13 protein-coding genes are annotated in these 14,944 nt (G+C 61.5%); 5 read left to right on the top strand and 8 right to left on the bottom strand.

From position 1 onward, the window contains the following. The first annotated feature begins 153 nt into the window (after positions 1 to 153). The gene (gene recJ, locus J3P94_RS06060; RefSeq protein WP_434572032.1) at positions 154 to 1,863 is read left to right on the top strand and encodes a single-stranded-DNA-specific exonuclease RecJ; all 1,710 of its coding nucleotides are present in this window, start codon (positions 154 to 156) and stop codon (positions 1,861 to 1,863) included. Positions 1,864 to 2,111: 248 nt separating this feature from the next. Continuing rightward, the gene (locus J3P94_RS06065; protein WP_305499036.1) at positions 2,112 to 3,218 is read left to right on the top strand and encodes an NADH:flavin oxidoreductase/NADH oxidase; all 1,107 of its coding nucleotides are present in this window, start codon (positions 2,112 to 2,114) and stop codon (positions 3,216 to 3,218) included. 198 nt (positions 3,219 to 3,416) lie between these two features. Here J3P94_RS06065 and J3P94_RS06070 read toward each other — a convergent pair whose 3' ends face one another. Continuing rightward, on the bottom strand, positions 3,417 to 5,042 hold the full coding sequence (locus J3P94_RS06070) for a glucan biosynthesis protein D (RefSeq protein WP_434572033.1): 1,626 nt from the start codon (positions 5,040 to 5,042) through the stop codon (positions 3,417 to 3,419). 295 nt (positions 5,043 to 5,337) lie between these two features. On the opposite strand from J3P94_RS06070, the gene J3P94_RS06075 reads away from it, so the two are divergent. The 3 genes from J3P94_RS06075 to J3P94_RS06085 all read left to right on the top strand — a co-directional run bounded on the left by J3P94_RS06075 (position 5,338) and on the right by J3P94_RS06085 (position 6,318). Further along, positions 5,338 to 5,523 carry a hypothetical protein gene (locus J3P94_RS06075; RefSeq protein ID WP_434572035.1) on the top strand — a complete coding sequence of 62 codons (186 nt, stop codon included), beginning with the start codon at positions 5,338 to 5,340 and terminating at the stop codon, positions 5,521 to 5,523. Between the two features lie 148 nt (positions 5,524 to 5,671). Then, on the top strand, positions 5,672 to 5,917 hold the full coding sequence (locus J3P94_RS06080) for an AbrB/MazE/SpoVT family DNA-binding domain-containing protein (RefSeq protein ID WP_434572036.1): 246 nt from the start codon (positions 5,672 to 5,674) through the stop codon (positions 5,915 to 5,917). Beyond that, positions 5,917 to 6,318 (top strand): type II toxin-antitoxin system VapC family toxin, encoded by a 402-nt coding sequence (locus J3P94_RS06085; RefSeq protein WP_434572038.1) that lies wholly within the window; start codon positions 5,917 to 5,919, stop codon positions 6,316 to 6,318. Before J3P94_RS06080 ends, J3P94_RS06085 begins: the two co-directional genes overlap by 1 nt. 58 nt (positions 6,319 to 6,376) lie before the next feature. On the opposite strand, the gene J3P94_RS06090 is transcribed toward J3P94_RS06085, so the two are convergent. The 7 genes from J3P94_RS06090 to J3P94_RS06120 form a co-directional block, all read right to left on the bottom strand. After that, positions 6,377 to 7,801, bottom strand: a complete 1,425-nt coding sequence (locus J3P94_RS06090; RefSeq protein ID WP_434572040.1) for a gamma-aminobutyraldehyde dehydrogenase — start codon at positions 7,799 to 7,801, stop codon at positions 6,377 to 6,379. A gap of 147 nt (positions 7,802 to 7,948) precedes the next feature. Continuing rightward, a complete protein-coding gene (locus J3P94_RS06095) occupies positions 7,949 to 8,761 on the bottom strand; it encodes an ABC transporter permease (protein ID WP_434572042.1) in 813 nt (270 codons plus the stop codon). Further along, positions 8,751 to 9,698, bottom strand: a complete 948-nt coding sequence (locus J3P94_RS06100; protein ID WP_434572044.1) for an ABC transporter permease — start codon at positions 9,696 to 9,698, stop codon at positions 8,751 to 8,753. The genes J3P94_RS06095 and J3P94_RS06100 overlap by 11 nt, the downstream gene beginning before the upstream one ends. A 1-nt stretch (position 9,699) precedes the next feature. Then, positions 9,700 to 10,737 (bottom strand): ABC transporter ATP-binding protein, encoded by a 1,038-nt coding sequence (locus J3P94_RS06105; protein WP_434572046.1) that lies wholly within the window; start codon positions 10,735 to 10,737, stop codon positions 9,700 to 9,702. A gap of 220 nt (positions 10,738 to 10,957) precedes the next feature. Next, positions 10,958 to 12,109 carry a putative ABC transporter substrate-binding protein YdcS gene (gene ydcS / locus J3P94_RS06110; RefSeq protein WP_434572048.1) on the bottom strand — a complete coding sequence of 384 codons (1,152 nt, stop codon included), beginning with the start codon at positions 12,107 to 12,109 and terminating at the stop codon, positions 10,958 to 10,960. Between the two features lie 90 nt (positions 12,110 to 12,199). After that, positions 12,200 to 13,657 (bottom strand): gamma-aminobutyraldehyde dehydrogenase, encoded by a 1,458-nt coding sequence (locus tag J3P94_RS06115; protein WP_434572050.1) that lies wholly within the window; start codon positions 13,655 to 13,657, stop codon positions 12,200 to 12,202. A 221-nt stretch (positions 13,658 to 13,878) separates the two neighbouring features. After that, the gene (locus J3P94_RS06120) at positions 13,879 to 14,790 is read right to left on the bottom strand and encodes a LysR family transcriptional regulator (RefSeq protein WP_434572052.1); all 912 of its coding nucleotides are present in this window, start codon (positions 14,788 to 14,790) and stop codon (positions 13,879 to 13,881) included. Between the last annotated feature and the right edge of the window lie 154 nt (positions 14,791 to 14,944).

The raw sequence follows: 14,944 nt of genomic DNA on the forward strand, positions 1-14,944 counted from the left end.
CCGTTGAACCTGTATCAAGTGAACGCTTTGTGGCGAGGGAGCTTGCTCCCGCTTGGGTGCGCAGCGCCCACAGAAAGGGGCCGCTACGCAGCCCAGCGGGAGCAAGCTCCCTCGCCACAGGATCTACAAAAATAGAGAAATGATCGTTACCCCATGCGCATAGAACCCCGCCAGTTACCCGCCACCCTGCCGTTTCTCGGTGACCTGCCGCCGTTGTTGACCCGTCTTTACGCAGCACGTGGCGTGCAGTCCGAAGCGGAGCTGGACAAGAGCCTGGCGCGCCTGATTCCTTATCAGCAACTCAAGGGGATCGATGCCGCGGTGGACCTGCTGGTGGTGGCACTGGAGCAACGCCAGCGCATCCTCATCGTCGGCGATTTTGATGCCGATGGCGCGACCGCCAGTACCGTGGGCATGCTTGGTCTGCGCCTGCTCGGTGCGGCCCATGTCGACTACCTGGTGCCCAATCGCTTTGAATATGGCTATGGCCTCACGCCGGAAATCGTCGAAGTCGCCCTGACACGCGCGCCGCAATTGTTGGTCACCGTGGACAACGGCATCTCCAGCGTGGAGGGCGTGGCAGCGGCGAAAGCGGCCGGCCTCAAGGTGCTGGTCACCGACCACCACTTGCCGGGGCTCGAATTGCCGGCGGCCGATGCCATCGTCAACCCGAACCAGCCCGGTTGTGAGTTCCCGAGCAAGGCACTGGCAGGCGTCGGGGTGATTTTTTATGTGCTGATGGCCCTGCGGGCCCGTCTGCGCAGCCTCGGTTGGTATGCCAGCAAGCCGCAGCCGAACATCGGCGAACTGCTCGACCTGGTGGCGCTGGGCAGCGTCGCCGACGTGGTGCCGCTGGATGCCAACAACCGGATCCTGGTGCACCAGGGGCTGGAGCGTATTCGCGCCGGACGCGCCCGGCCCGGCATCAAGGCCATCCTCGAAGTAGCCAAGCGCGATCACTCGCGCATCACGTCCACCGACCTCGGTTTCATCCTCGGGCCGCGCCTGAATGCGGCGGGGCGGCTGGACGACATGAGCCTGGGCATCGAATGCCTGCTCACCAACGACCCGGCGCTGGCTAGGGACATGGCGGCGCAGCTGGATGGCATGAACCAGGACCGCAAATCCATCGAACAGGGCATGCAACGTGAAGCCATGGCCCAGCTCAAGGATCTGCCGGTGGAGTCGATGCCGTTCGGCTTGTGCCTGTTCGATCCACAATGGCACCAGGGCGTCATCGGGATCCTGGCGTCACGCATGAAAGAGCGCTATTTCCGTCCGACCATTGCTTTCGCCGATGCCGGGGACGGCCTGCTCAAAGGGTCGGGCCGCTCGGTGCCGGGTTTTCATATCCGCGATGCGTTGAGCGTTGTCGCAGCGCAGCATCCGACCCTGATCAGCAAATACGGCGGTCACGCCATGGCGGCGGGGCTGACGTTGCCGGAGGCGAACTTTGCCTTGTTTGCCGAGGCTTTTGACGCGGAGGTGCGCCGGCAACTACGTGAAGAAGACCTGACGGGGCGGCTGTTGTCGGATGGCTCTCTGGCGGTGGAAGAGTTCCACCTGGAACTGGCCCGGGCATTGCGCCATGCGGGGCCGTGGGGACAGCATTTTCCGGAGCCGGTGTTCCACGGCGTGTTCCAGCTGGTCGAGCAGCGAGTGGTGGGTGAACGGCACCTGAAGGTCATTCTCAAGACTGAGTGCGGTTCGGTGAAACTCGATGGCATAGCCTTCGGCATTGACCGGGAAATCTGGCCCAACCCCACCGTGCGCTGGGTGGAGCTGGCCTACAAGCTTGACCTCAACGAGTTCCGTGGCCAGGAAACGGTGCAGTTGATGATTGCTCATATCGAGCCGCGGTAGCCTTACCGCCCCCGTGGCTAGGGAGTTCACACAAGCCTTGAAGACACAGCTTGGCTTCGAAAGGGCGGTTTTTGACTTCTGAACCCTTCCTCCTCCCCGGTTGTCGACTAGTCTCTAAGCACTGCTTGATAGGCCTTGTGACGTCTTGTCGATTGTTTTGCCCGCGGGGGCGGGTGTTGCACCGTTTGTCACTCGTCGACTTTTCAAACAGAACCCTGGAGCCTGCCCACTGATTCGAGAGGTGCCCCATGAGTCTGCTGCTGGAACCTTATACCCTTCGTCAACTGACCCTGCCCAATCGCATTGCGGTTTCGCCGATGTGCCAGTATTCGAGCGCCGATGGCCTGGCCAACGACTGGCATCTGGTGCACCTCGGCAGTCGTGCCGTGGGCGGTGCCGGCCTGGTTTTCACCGAAGCCACCGCCGTCACGGCCGATGGCCGGATTACCGCCGAGGACCTCGGGTTGTGGAACGATGAACAGATCGAGCCTTTGCAACGCATCACCCGGTTCATAACCGCCCAAGGCGCCGTGCCCGGCATCCAGCTGGCCCACGCCGGGCGCAAGGCAAGCACCTGGAGGCCCTGGCTGGGCAAGCATGGCAGCGTCAAACCGGAAGAGGGTGGCTGGGTTCCGGTCGGCCCTTCGCCGATTGCCTTTGATCCCCAGCACACTCAACCGAAGCAGCTCGATGAAGGACAGATCGCCGATGTCATCCAGGCATTCGTCGATGCGGCCAAACGTGCCCTGACGGCTGGTTTCAAGGTCGTCGAGGTCCATGCAGCCCATGGCTATCTGCTGCACCAGTTCCTGTCGCCGTTGAGCAATCAGCGTCGGGATCAATACGGTGGGTCGTTTGAAAATCGTATCCGCCTGGTACTGCAAGTGACCGAAGCGGTCCGGGCCGTATGGCCAGAGGAGCTGCCGGTTTTTGTTCGGGTATCCGCCACCGACTGGGTCGAAGACGGCTGGAACCCCGATGAAACGGTGGAACTGGCGCGGCGATTCCGGGCGCTGGGGGTGGACTTGATTGATGTGTCGTCGGGCGGTACCGCCGCCAACGCCGAGATTCCCACCGGCCCGGGCTACCAGACGCGCTTCGCCGAGCGGGTGCGCAAGGAGTCGGAAATCGCCACTGGCACGGTCGGGATGATCACCGAGCCGGCCCAGGCCGAACACATCCTGCGCACCTGCCAGGCCGATATCATCTTCCTCGCTCGCGAGCTGTTGCGTGATCCGTACTGGGCGCTGCATGCCGATGATGACCTGGGCGGACGCAAGGCCACCTGGCCGGCGCAGTACCAGCGGGCGACGCATCGGGACCAGCCGATCCATGAGTCGGATTTGCGCGACTGAGCGGCCGCTGAAACAAAAAGCCCCGGTCTCATTGGCCGAGGCTTTTTGTTTATCTGATTGAAAAAATTTGGTGCTTGTACCGGCCTCATCGTCGGATCGCCGCCCGGAGCAGGCTCGCTCCCACAAAAGGATCACAAAGGGCTGTCCACTGTGGGAGCGAGCCTGCTCGCGAAGGCGTCATTCCTGACGCAGCAGGGCTCAGGGATACTTACGCTTATCCGGCGCCGGCGGGAAGTACTGGTACAACCAGGTCTCGCTCAACGTCCGGTCCTTGGAGCGAATGAACAGGCGCATCTCCACCGGGTCCACGCGGTCGTCAGTTGGGTACCAGTCGAAGGTGATGCGATAACCCTTGATCGCGTCCAGCACCAGCACGTTGAAATCCTTGACCTCGCCGTGGGAGCAGGTCACCACCGGCTCGATGCCGGTGCCCGATGGCAACTGATCGAGACCGCCACCGGTAAAGTCCACCGCGAAGCGCCGTGCCCAGACGGTGGGGTAGTGTTCGCCGGGAGCCCAGCCTTCGATGAAGCCGCCCATGCCGGAACGGGTGGCGTCGACGCGGGCCAGGTCCGTGCTGACCGGTGGCAGGGCGCTCCAGTAGAGTTTGTAGCCATAGTTCAACGAATCGCCGGCAGCGACCGGTTTTTTCGGCGTCCAGAACGCAACGATGTTATCCAGGGTCTCGCCGGTGGTAGGAATTTCCAGCAGGTCGACCGAGCCTTCGCCCCAAGCGGTCGTAGGTTCGACCCACAGGCTTGGCCGTTTGCTGTACCAATCCACGGTGTCCTGGTAACTCTCGAAGTCGTGGTCGGTTTGCACCAGGCCGAAACCTTTCGGGTTGTTGTCGGCGAATGCATTGAACTGCAAGGTGGCGGGGTTGTTCAGCGGACGGCAGACCCACTCGCCGTTGCCGCGCCACATGGCCAGGCGATCGGAGTCGTGTATCTGCGGGTGAATGGTGTCGCACATGCGTCGCTCGACGGTGCCGCAACTGAACATGCTGGTCATCGGCGCGATGCCCAATTGCTCGATGGCGGTACGGGCGTTGACGTGCGCGTCGACTTCCATCACCACCCGGGTAGGCTGGCAGTCGATGTCAAAGCGGTAGGCACCGGTGGCGCTCGGTGAGTCGAGCAGGGCATAGACCACAAAGCGGGTGCTGTTCTTGTCCGGCGTTTCGAACCAGAACTTGGTGAAGTCGGGGAATTCCTCGCGTTTTTTTGCGTACGTGTCGATGGCCAGGCCGCGGGCAGACAAGCCGTACTGGCCGGTGGCGTCCACCGCGCGGAAGTAGCTGGCGCCGAGAAACGAAACGATGTCGTGCCGGTCCAGCTCCGGTGCCTTGAACACCCGGAACCCTGCGAACCCGAGGTCGCCGGTGAGCTGCGAGGTATTGACCGTGGTCTTCTCGTAGTTGAACAGTTCCGGGCGAAAGTGTACTTCACGCGCCATGCGGGTCTTCGGGTCGACGCTGTACATGCGCACCGGCTGCTTGAAGCCCATGCCGACATGGAAAAATTGCACGTCCAGCTTGCCGTCCAGTTCATTCCATAGCGAATGATTGGCGTCGTACTGGATGGCATTGAACTGCAAGGGGGACATCTGGGCCAGCGTCGGCGGCAGGACTTGCTTGGTGTCGACGTAGCGGCTTGCGGCCAGTCGCAGGGCCTGGTCTTTCAATTGGTTGAAATCGAAGGGACGGGCTTCGCCGTCGGCGGTCTGATCGGCAGCCCAGGCACGTGCGGCCATGAGCCCGGAGGCCGACAGTCCGGTGTAGGCGGCGAAGGCCATGGAGGCCTTGAGCAGATTCCTGCGGTGCATAAATACAACCTTATCTGAAGACAATCCCGAGCCGATCCTGGCAACAGAGACTGGTAAAGGAGTTCGGACATGCCTTTGGCCAAACGCGACGAACGTTAGAACAGATGCCTGAGAGCTGGATCGGTTCACCGAAACGCAAAATCATAGGGGAAATGCCCGCTTGGAGAGATGGCAAAGCGTGGCTTGGTTAAAAATTCTTACAGTTATTTCTGTTTTTGTGAGGATTCGGGAATTTTTTGATCAATTACTTTATGACTGTCTTTACGCTTTGAATCGACGTAACGAAGGACAACCCATGACCAAAATACAGAGCATTACCGAAATGCTGGGGATCTTTCCTGGCCTGACCAGAACACGGAGCAAACGCCCGCTCAGCCTGGAGGAAATGAGGCTGGTCGAGCGTTATCGAGAGTTGTCGGAAAGCGACCGGATCGCCATGCGTTATCTGATGGATGCGATGGGCCGTGCTTCGCGGTTTTGAGCGGGAATCGCAGCAGTTCGAATCCAGCTTTCCTGTTGGGTAATTCGGGTCACAAAAGCCACAGCACATCTCCCACCGTAAACGACAGTTGCAGGTCTGAGCGCGAAGTATTACTTTTTCATAAAAGTAATACCTTAAGGAGAATACAATGCCGACGACTATGACAAGTAAAGGGCAGGTCACCATTCCCAAACCCATCCGCGATGCATTGCACTTGATGCCTGGTAGTGCAGTTGAGTTCAGCATCAATGCGCGCGGTGAAGTGGTGCTGCATGCCGGCAGGCCAGAAACAACGGCCGCAGCCATCAGCGATCGTTTCGAAGCGGTACGTGGCAAGGCGGATATCAAATGGCGTACGGACGATCTTATGGCGCTGCTGCGCGGTGACGACTGATGATATTAGTTGATACCAACGTTCTGATCGATGTGCTGGAGGATGATCCGGTTTGGGCTGACTGGTCTATCCAGCAGCTGCGTGCCCAATCCAGAGCTCATGACTTGGTCATCAATCCAATTATTTACGCAGAGCTGTCCCAGACTTTTTCCACCTTCGAAGCCTTGGATGAGGTGGTCGAGAAGCTGGGGCTGGTGCTGCAGGAAATACCCAGACCAGCATTGTTTCTGGCAGGGAAGGCTTTTGTGCGGTATCGAAAAGTGGGCGGTGGAAAAAGTAACGTCCTTGCAGATTTTTTTATCGGTGCACATGCGGCTGTGAAGCGCCTCCCTTTGCTCACCCGTGATGCGAAGCGTTACCGGAATTATTTCCCCTCGGTCGAGTTGGTAGCGCCATCCTGAATGGCGCATCACCACGACCAATCACCTTGATCGTGGAGTGCCTGCCGTTGGCTTAGGCTCAATGCTTGAACATCACATGCCGCACCACCGTGTAATCCTCCAGCCCATACATCGACATGTCTTTGCCATAGCCGGAACGTTTCTGACCGCCATGGGGCATTTCGCTGACGAGCATGAAGTGCGTATTCACCCAGGTGCAGCCGTATTGCAGGCGTGCCGACAAGCGATGGGCGCGGCCGATGTCGGCGGTCCACACCGATGAGGCCAGGCCGTAGTCCGAATCGTTGGCCCAAGCCAGAACTTGTGCTTCATCGAGAAATGGCGTGACGGACACCACCGGACCGAACACCTCGCGGCGGACGATTTCGTCGTCCTGCTGGACGTCGGCCAGCACCGTCGGCTCGAAGAAGAAACCGTTGCCGTCCACGGCCTTGCCACCAGTGACCAGGCGGATGTGGGGCTGGGCGATGGCCCGCTCGACGAAGCCGGCCACTCGGTCGCGGTGTTGAGCGGTGATCAACGGTCCCATCTCGGTATCGGGTTCGCTCTGCAGGCCGTACTTGATGCTGGCGACGGCGGCGCCGAGTTTTTCGACAAATTTGTCGTAGATGCCTTGCTGGGCATAGATGCGGCAAGCGGCCGTGCAGTCCTGGCCGGCGTTGTAGAAGCCGAAGGTGCGGATGCCTTCCACCGCAGCATCAATGTCGGCGTCATCGAAGATGATCACCGGGGCCTTGCCGCCCAGTTCCATGTGCGTGCGCTTGACGCTCTCGGCGGTGCTGGAAATGATGTTCGAGCCGGTGGCGATGGAGCCGGTCAGGGAGACCATGCGGACTTTCGGGTGCGTGACGAGCGGCTGGCCGACGGTTTGCCCGCGACCGAAGACGACGTTGAGCACACCTGCCGGGAAAATTTCCGACGCTAGTTCCGCCAGGCGCAACGCGGTCAGTGGTGTCTGTTCCGACGGCTTGAGCACCACCGTATTACCAGCGGCCAGGGCCGGGGCGATTTTCCAGGCGACCATCATCAACGGGTAGTTCCACGGGGCGATGGAAGCGATCACGCCCACCGGGTCGCGACGGATCATCGAGGTGTGCCCCGGCAGGTACTCGCCGCCCGCCGAGCCGTTCATGCAACGGCTGGCGCCGGCGAAGAAACGGAACACATCGGCGATCGCCGGGATTTCATCGTTCAGGGCGGCGCTCAATGGCTTGCCGCAGTTGTCCGATTCGAGCCTGGCCAGTTCTTCACCATTGGCCTCGATGGCATCGGCCAGCTTGAGCAGCAGCAGGGAGCGGTCCTTGGGCGGCACTTGCGACCAGGCATCGAAAGCGCTGTCGGCGGCGCGCACGGCGGCGTCGACCTGGGCCTCGCTGGCTTCATTGATTTCCACCAGGACCCGGCCCAGCGCCGGATTGAAGACGGCCTGGCCAGGGCCGTCGCCGTTCACCAGATGGCCGTTGATCAACAGTTTGGTTTGCATGTCCGTGTCCTCTTGAACGCTGTTGTTTTCCTGTGGGAGCGAGCCTGCTCGCGATGGCGATGCAACAGTCGACATCGCTGCTGAATGCTGATCTGTCATCGCGAGCAGGCTCGCTCCCACATGGCATAGTTTTCATTGGGGCCTGGGTTACTTCCCGCCACTCCCCGCCACGCTCTCCCCGCCGCGCGTCAGGTAATACGCGCCGAGTATCGGCAGCATCGTCACCAACATCACCAGCATCGCCACCACATTGGTCACTGGCACGTCGCGAGGGCGGCTGAGCTGGTTGAGCAGCCAGAGCGGCAGCGTGCGCTCATGACCGGCGGTGAACGTGGTGACGATGATTTCATCGAACGACAAGGCAAAAGCCAGCATCCCGCCGGCCAGCAGGGCCGACCCCAGATTAGGCAGGATGATGTAGCGAAAGGTCTGCCAGCCGTCGGCGCCCAGGTCCATCGACGCTTCGATCAGGCTGTGGGAGGTGCGGCGCAGACGGGCGATGACGTTGTTGTAGACGATCACCACGCAGAAAGTCGCATGACCGACGATGATGGTGAACATGCCGGGTTCGATGCCCAGGGTCTTGAACGTCGCCAACAGCGCGATGCCGGTGATGATCCCCGGCAGTGCAATTGGCAGGATCAGCATCAGCGAGATACCCTGCTTGCCGAAAAAATCACGGCGGTACAGTGCCGCCGACGCGAGTGTGCCGAGCACCATGGCGATCAGGGTGGCGACGGCTGCGATCTGCAATGACAACCTGATCGCCTCCAGCACGTCCGGGCGCGAGAAGGCGACGCTGAACCACTTCAGGGTCAGGCCCTTGGGCGGGAAGCTGAACGCAGCGTCTTCAGTGTTGAAGGCATAGAGGAAAATGATCAGGATCGGGAAATGCAGGAACACCAGCCCGCCCCATGCCGCGATCCGCAAGCCCCACGAGGCCTTGGAGTCAGAGCGCATCGAAAGCCCCCAGTCGCTTGACGACAGACAGATAGATGGCGATCAGCACGATGGGCACCAGCGTGAACGCCGCGGCCATGGGCATGTTGCCGATGGCGCCTTGCTGGGCGTAGACCATGCTGCCAACGAAGTAGCCCGGCGGGCCCACCAACTGGGGCACGATGAAATCCCCCAGGGTCAGCGAAAAGGTGAAGATCGAGCCGGCGGCAATGCCCGGGATCGACAGCGGCAGGATTACCTGCATGAAGGTCTGGCGTGGCCTGGCGCCGAGGTCCGCCGAAGCTTGCAGCAGCGATGGCGGCAGCCGTTCCAGGGAGGCCTGGATCGGCAGGATCATGAACGGCAGCCAGATGTAGACGAACACCAGGAAGCGCCCCAGGTGCGAAGTAGACAGCGTGCTGCCACCGACGCCGGGAATGCCCAGCACGAACTGCAACACCGGCCCCAGCCCCAGGTGCTGGATGAACCACTGCGCCACGCCGCCCTTGGCCAGCAGCAGTGTCCAGGCGTAGGCCTTGACGATGTAGCTGGCCCACATCGGCAGCATCACCGCGATGTAGAAAAACGCCTTGGTCTTGCCGCTGGTGTAGCGCGCCATGTAGTAGGCGATCGGGAAGGCGACAATGGCGCTGGCGATGGACACCGCGATCGCCATGGTCAATGTCCGCGCAATGATGTCGAAATTCGACGGCTGGAACAGCGCCGAGAAATTAGCCAGGGTCAGGTCCGGCGTGACCGCCATGGTGAAGTCGTCGAAGGTATAAAAGCCTTGCCACAGCAAGGTCAGCAGCGAGCCCAGGTAGATCGCGCCGAACCAGATCAGCGGTGGCACCAGCAACAGCGACAGGTACAGGTTGGGTCGCCGGTACAGCAGGTTCGAAAAGCGTCGCAACGGCGAACCGTGTGTCTCGGTTCGAGTCATGGCCAGGGTACTCATTTCAGGCCTCGCTGCCGGCGGTATCGTGCAGGGCAACCATCGCCTCGCGGGCCCAGCGCACGGCGAGGCGCTGGCCGGTCTGGTGCTGGGCGCCGTTGTCGTCCCATTGGCTGTTGGCCTGGCTGAGGCTCAGGGTCTGGCCGTTTTCCAGCTTCAACTCGTAGCGCGTGGCGCTGCCCTGGTACTGGATGTCGTGAAGCAGGCCGCTGACTTCGATTTCATCGCCTGCCAGCAGACCTTCGGCAAAGCGCACGTGTTCCGGGCGGATCGAGAACGGCTGTGGATAACCGCTCAGTTGCCTGGCCAACTCACCGCGAATCACGTTGGAAGTGCCGACGAATTCGGCGACGAAGGTGGTGGCCGGCTTCATGTACAGGTTGCGTGGGGTATCGACCTGTTCGATCCGGCCCTTGTTGAACACCGCCACGCGATCGGACATCGACAGGGCCTCGGTCTGGTCGTGGGTAACGAAGATGAAGGTGATACCCAACTGGCGTTGCAGTTTTTTCAACTCGCTTTGCATCTGTTCGCGCAGCTTCAGGTCGAGCGCGCCCAAGGGCTCATCCAGCAGCAACACACGCGGGCGATTGACCAGCGCGCGGGCCAGGGCAACGCGCTGGCGCTGGCCACCGGACAGTTGCACCGGCTTGCGTTCGCCATAGCCGCCCAGGGCAACCATCTCCAGCGCTTCATCGGCGCGCCTGATGCGCTCGGCCTTGGCGACGCCTTTGACTTTCAGGCCGTAGGCGACGTTGTCGCGTACGTTCATGTGTGGGAACAGGGCGTAGTCCTGGAACACCGTGTTGACGTCCCGCTGATACGGCGCGAGCCCGACGGCTTCCTCTCCATGGATGCGAATCGAACCGGCGCTGGGCTGCTCGAACCCGGCAATCAGCCGCAGGCAAGTGGTCTTGCCCGAGCCGGACGGGCCGAGCATGGAAAAGAACTCGCCGTCCTGGATGTCGATGGAGACCCGGTCAACGGCCTTCACCTCGCCGAACTGACGGGAAACGTGAGTGAACTGGACTGCAAGCGTCATGGTGCGGTGCTCCAGAAAGCGGGGCGGGTATGAAATCTCAACGGTTGGAACGCGGTCCCGTGGCGAGGGAGCTTGCTCCCGCTGGGTGGCGTAGCCACCCCAAAACCAGCCGATGCGGTGGGTCAGCTAATACCGCGTCGGTCCATGTTGGGCGCGCTTCGCGCGCCAGCGGGAGCAAGCTCCCTCGCCACAGGGGCTACTCCCATTGATGTGCAGGGGATTAGCGTCCACCCATGATCGCAATGTAATCCTGCGTCCAGCGGCTGTACGGCACGAACTTGCCGCCTTCGGCTTGTGGGGTTTTCCAGAAGGCGATCTTGTCGAACTGGTCGAACCCGTTGGTCTTGCAACCCTCGGCGCCCAGCAGTTCGCTTGCCTTGCACGCCTCGGGCACGGCCGGCAACGAGCCGAACCAGGCGGCTACGTCGCCCTGGACTTTCGGCTGCAGCGACCAGTCCATCCATTTATAGGCGCAGTTGGGGTGCTTGGCCTCGGCGTGCAGCATCGTCGTGTCAGCCCAGCCGGTGGCGCCCTCCTTGGGGATCGTCGAGGCGATTGGCTGTTTTTCGTTGATCAGGCCGTTGACCTGGTATGGCCAGGCGCCGGATGCGACCACGCCTTCGTTCTTGAAATCGCTCATCTGCACGGTCGTGTCATGCCAGTAGCGGTGGATCAACGGCTGCTGGGCACGCAGTAATTCCAGCACGGCCTTGTACTGGGCTTCGTCGAGTTGATACGGATCCTTGATGCCCAGCTCGGGCTTGGCGGTCTTGAGGTAAAGCGCCGCGTCGGCGATGTAGATCGGCCCATCGTAGGCTTGCACCCGGCCCTTGTTCGGCTTGCCGTCGGGCAGGTTCTGCGCCTCGAACAGGACGCTCCAGCTGGTCGGCGCTTGCTTGAATACTTCGGTGTTGTACATCAGTACGTTCGGCCCCCACTGGTACGGCGTCCCGTAGGTCTGTTGGCTGACCACGTACCACGGCGCGTCCTTGAGGCGCGGGTCGAGGTTTTTCCAGTTGGCGATCAACGCGGTATTGATCGGCTGCACGCGTTTGCCGGCAATCAGCCGTAGCGAGGCATCGCCCGACGCGGTGACCAGGTCGTAGCCGCCCTTGGTCATCAGGCTGACCATTTCGTCGGAGGTGGCGGCGGTCTTGACGTTGACCTTGCAGCCGGTTTCTTTCTCGAAACCGCTGACCCAGTCATAGGCCTTGTCGCTTTCGCCGCGTTCGATGTAGCCCGGCCAGGCGACGATATCCAGTTGGCCTTCGCCAGCGCCAATGGCCTTGAGCGGTTCGGCGGCCTGGAGGCTGGCGCTGGCCAGCAGCGCCGTGGTGATTGCGCTGAGCAATGCGGTCTTGTGCGCGTACATGGAAATCCCTCTTGCTTTAATTATGGTCGGGGCAGTTTTCGAACGGGGTGAAGCGCCATGGCTGGCCTGTTATTAGAGTAGTGCTGTTCCCTACAGATGCTGGCCGTGGTGGGCCATGATGTGGCGCACCACGCTGTAGTCCTGAAGCGAATCGCTGGACAGGTCCTTCCCATAGCCTGAGCGTTTCAGGCCGCCGTGGGGCATTTCGCTGACCAGCATGAAATGACTGTTGATCCAGGTGCAGCCGTATTGCAGCCGCGCCGCCACCTGCATCGCCTTGTCGAGGTTGTGGGTCCAGACCGAGGAGGCCAGGCCGTATTCCGAATCGTTGGCCCAGTCCACCGCCTGGCTGAGTTCATCGAAACGGGTCACGGTGACCACCGGGCCAAATACTTCGCGCTGGACGATCTCGTCGCTTTGCTTGCAGCCTGCCAACAGCGTGGGCTGGTAATAGAAACCGGCGCCGGAATGCACCGCCGCGCCGGTGATGCGCTCGATATGCGGCTGGCCGAGGGCACGCTCGACGAAACTGGCGACGCGGTCGCGCTGGCGGGTGCTGATCAGCGGGCCGATTTCGTTGTCGGCGTCGCGCTTGCCGGCAAAGCGCAGGCTGCTGACCGCCGCGCCGAGTTCAGCCACCAGCCGGTCGTGAATCCCGGCCTGGGCGTAGATCCGGCACGCAGCGGTGCAATCCTGGCCAGCGTTGTAGTAACCATAGGTGCGTACACCCTCGACCACTGCCTGCAGGTCGGCGTCGTCACAGACGATCACCGGGGCTTTGCCGCCCAGTTCCAGGTGCGTGCGCTTGAGGGTTTTTGCCGCGGCCTGGAGGATTTTCTGGCCGGTGACGATATCGCCCGTCAACGAGACCATGCGCACCTTGGGGTGGCTGACCAGATGGCTGCCGACACCTTCGCCGCCACCGCAGATGACGTTGATGACGCCGCGCGGCAGGATCTCGGCCAGGATCGGTGCAAGGGCCAGGATCGACAGCGGCGTGTGTTCCGAAGGCTTGAACACCAAGGTATTGCCGGCGGCGAGGGCCGGGGCGATTTTCCAGGCCGCCATCATGATCGGGTAGTTCCAGGGCGCAATGGACGCCACCACGCCAATCGGGTCGCGACGCACCATGCTGGTGTAGCCCGGCAAGTATTCGCCGCTGAGCTGGCCGGTCTGGCAGCGTACGGCGCCGGCAAAAAAACGGAACACATCCACCGTGGCGCTCAGGTCGTCCTGACGCGCCAGGTGCAGTGGCTTGCCACAGTTCAGGGATTCGAGACGGGCCAGGTAATCGGCGTTTTTTTCGACAGCGCCGGCGATCTCCAACAGCAGGTTCGAGCGTTGTTGCGGCGTGGTGCGCGACCAGCCGTCAAAGGCCTGATGAGCCGCGAGGATCGCGGCTTCGACCTGTTCGGTACTGGCCTCGGCGATGTGGGCGAGCACTTCACCGGTGGCCGGGTTGAGGATCGGCTCGACAAAGCCCTCGCCGGGTACGCTTTCGCCGTCGATCAACAACGCTGTACATAACGGGGTTTGCGTGCCGGCCATATTCGCCTTCTCTTTTTTATAACGGTGAACACAGACCCTGTGGGAGCGAGCTTGCTCGCGATAGCGGTATGACAGGCAGCATTAAATTGACTGAAAGACCGCTATCGCGAGCAAGCTCGCTCCCACAATGGCTCGCTCCCACATTGGATTGTGGGGGCTGCAGCAAGACTAGTGCCCAGCCACCAAGCCGACAAATTCGAAATACTCAAGGCAGCATTCGATTAAATAGATGGCTTGCGTCCGTGGGGCTGTTCGCGGGCAACAGCCAGGAACGGGTCGACCGAGGCCGGGCGTGCCGTGCCTCGGCGCCAGGCGAGTCCGACATCCAGCGTCTGGTTGAGGTCGGCGATGGGTCGTGCCTCGATGATGTCGCCTTCCAGCGACCATGGGCGGTAAGTCATGTCCGGTTGGATCGAAACCCCCAGCCCGGCCGCCACCAGGCTGCGCACCGCTTCGGTCGAGGCGGTACGCAGAGTGATCTGCGGTTGCAGGCCCGCACCGCGCCACAGGCGTTGCGCGTTGCGATCCATCTCGTCGACGTTCAGTTGGATCAACGGCTCGCGAGCCACATCCGCAAGGCTGATGCTGTCGTGTTCGAGCAACGGATGCTGGGCCGGCAGCCACAAACGATGGGGCGAGTGGGTCAGTACTTCGGTTTGCAGGGCGTGGCGGTCTTCCAGGTTGGACAGGATCAGCACACCGACGTCGATCTCGCCGCTGACCAGCAGATGTTCGATATAGGGGCGTTCGTCCTCCATCACGCGGATGGCCACATTGGGGTAGGCGCGCTGGAAGCGGGTCAAGAGGTCCGCCAGATAGTACCCGGCGACCAGGCTGGTCACGCCGACGGTTACCTGTCCGGCAACCTGGTCGGTGCTTTGTTGCAGGCTGCGCTTGGCGTTGTCGACGGTGGCGAGTATCAGGTGCGCCTGACGCAGGAACTGATGCCCCTGGTGGGTCAGCGTCATGCCCTTGGCGTGACGGTTGAACAGACTGACGCCGATTTCCTCTTCCAGTTGCTGGATGGCCAGGGTCAGGGTGGATTGGGAGATGAACGCGGTTTGCGCGGCGGCGGAAATCGAACCGGTTTCGGCTACCGCGATGAAATGACGGATCTGGCGCAGGGTCATCATTGTTGGATACCCAGGAAACGTATTTATCGATGTCTTGGAGTGTATATCGTTTTTATCGAATGGCTGCGGCTGCCTTCCAATCACCGGCAAGTCCGTAGGCAACATCTCGAAGCAATCTGGCCGAGGGTGGTGGGGCACTTTCGATCTACGCTGG

The sequence above is a fragment of the Pseudomonas sp. Z3-8 genome (genome assembly GCF_051131975.1).
Classification (GTDB): Bacteria; Pseudomonadota; Gammaproteobacteria; order Pseudomonadales; family Pseudomonadaceae; genus Aquipseudomonas.

What these genes read in the sequence shown, in the direction of transcription:
- J3P94_RS06090 (WP_434572040.1), bottom strand. Translation starts at nt 7,801, where the DNA reads ATGCAAACCAAACTGTTGATCAACGGCCATCTGGTGAACGGCGACGGC.
- recJ (WP_434572032.1), top strand. Translation starts at nt 154, where the DNA reads ATGCGCATAGAACCCCGCCAGTTACCCGCCACCCTGCCGTTTCTCGGT.
- J3P94_RS06080 (WP_434572036.1), top strand. Translation starts at nt 5,672, where the DNA reads ATGCCGACGACTATGACAAGTAAAGGGCAGGTCACCATTCCCAAACCC.
- J3P94_RS06105 (WP_434572046.1), bottom strand. Translation starts at nt 10,737, where the DNA reads ATGACGCTTGCAGTCCAGTTCACTCACGTTTCCCGTCAGTTCGGCGAG.
- J3P94_RS06075 (WP_434572035.1), top strand. Translation starts at nt 5,338, where the DNA reads ATGACCAAAATACAGAGCATTACCGAAATGCTGGGGATCTTTCCTGGC.
- J3P94_RS06070 (WP_434572033.1), bottom strand. Translation starts at nt 5,042, where the DNA reads ATGCACCGCAGGAATCTGCTCAAGGCCTCCATGGCCTTCGCCGCCTAC.
- J3P94_RS06065 (WP_305499036.1), top strand. Translation starts at nt 2,112, where the DNA reads ATGAGTCTGCTGCTGGAACCTTATACCCTTCGTCAACTGACCCTGCCC.
- J3P94_RS06115 (WP_434572050.1), bottom strand. Translation starts at nt 13,657, where the DNA reads ATGGCCGGCACGCAAACCCCGTTATGTACAGCGTTGTTGATCGACGGC.
- ydcS (WP_434572048.1), bottom strand. Translation starts at nt 12,109, where the DNA reads ATGTACGCGCACAAGACCGCATTGCTCAGCGCAATCACCACGGCGCTG.
- J3P94_RS06085 (WP_434572038.1), top strand. Translation starts at nt 5,917, where the DNA reads ATGATATTAGTTGATACCAACGTTCTGATCGATGTGCTGGAGGATGAT.
- J3P94_RS06100 (WP_434572044.1), bottom strand. Translation starts at nt 9,698, where the DNA reads ATGAGTACCCTGGCCATGACTCGAACCGAGACACACGGTTCGCCGTTG.
- J3P94_RS06095 (WP_434572042.1), bottom strand. Translation starts at nt 8,761, where the DNA reads ATGCGCTCTGACTCCAAGGCCTCGTGGGGCTTGCGGATCGCGGCATGG.
- J3P94_RS06120 (WP_434572052.1), bottom strand. Translation starts at nt 14,790, where the DNA reads ATGATGACCCTGCGCCAGATCCGTCATTTCATCGCGGTAGCCGAAACC.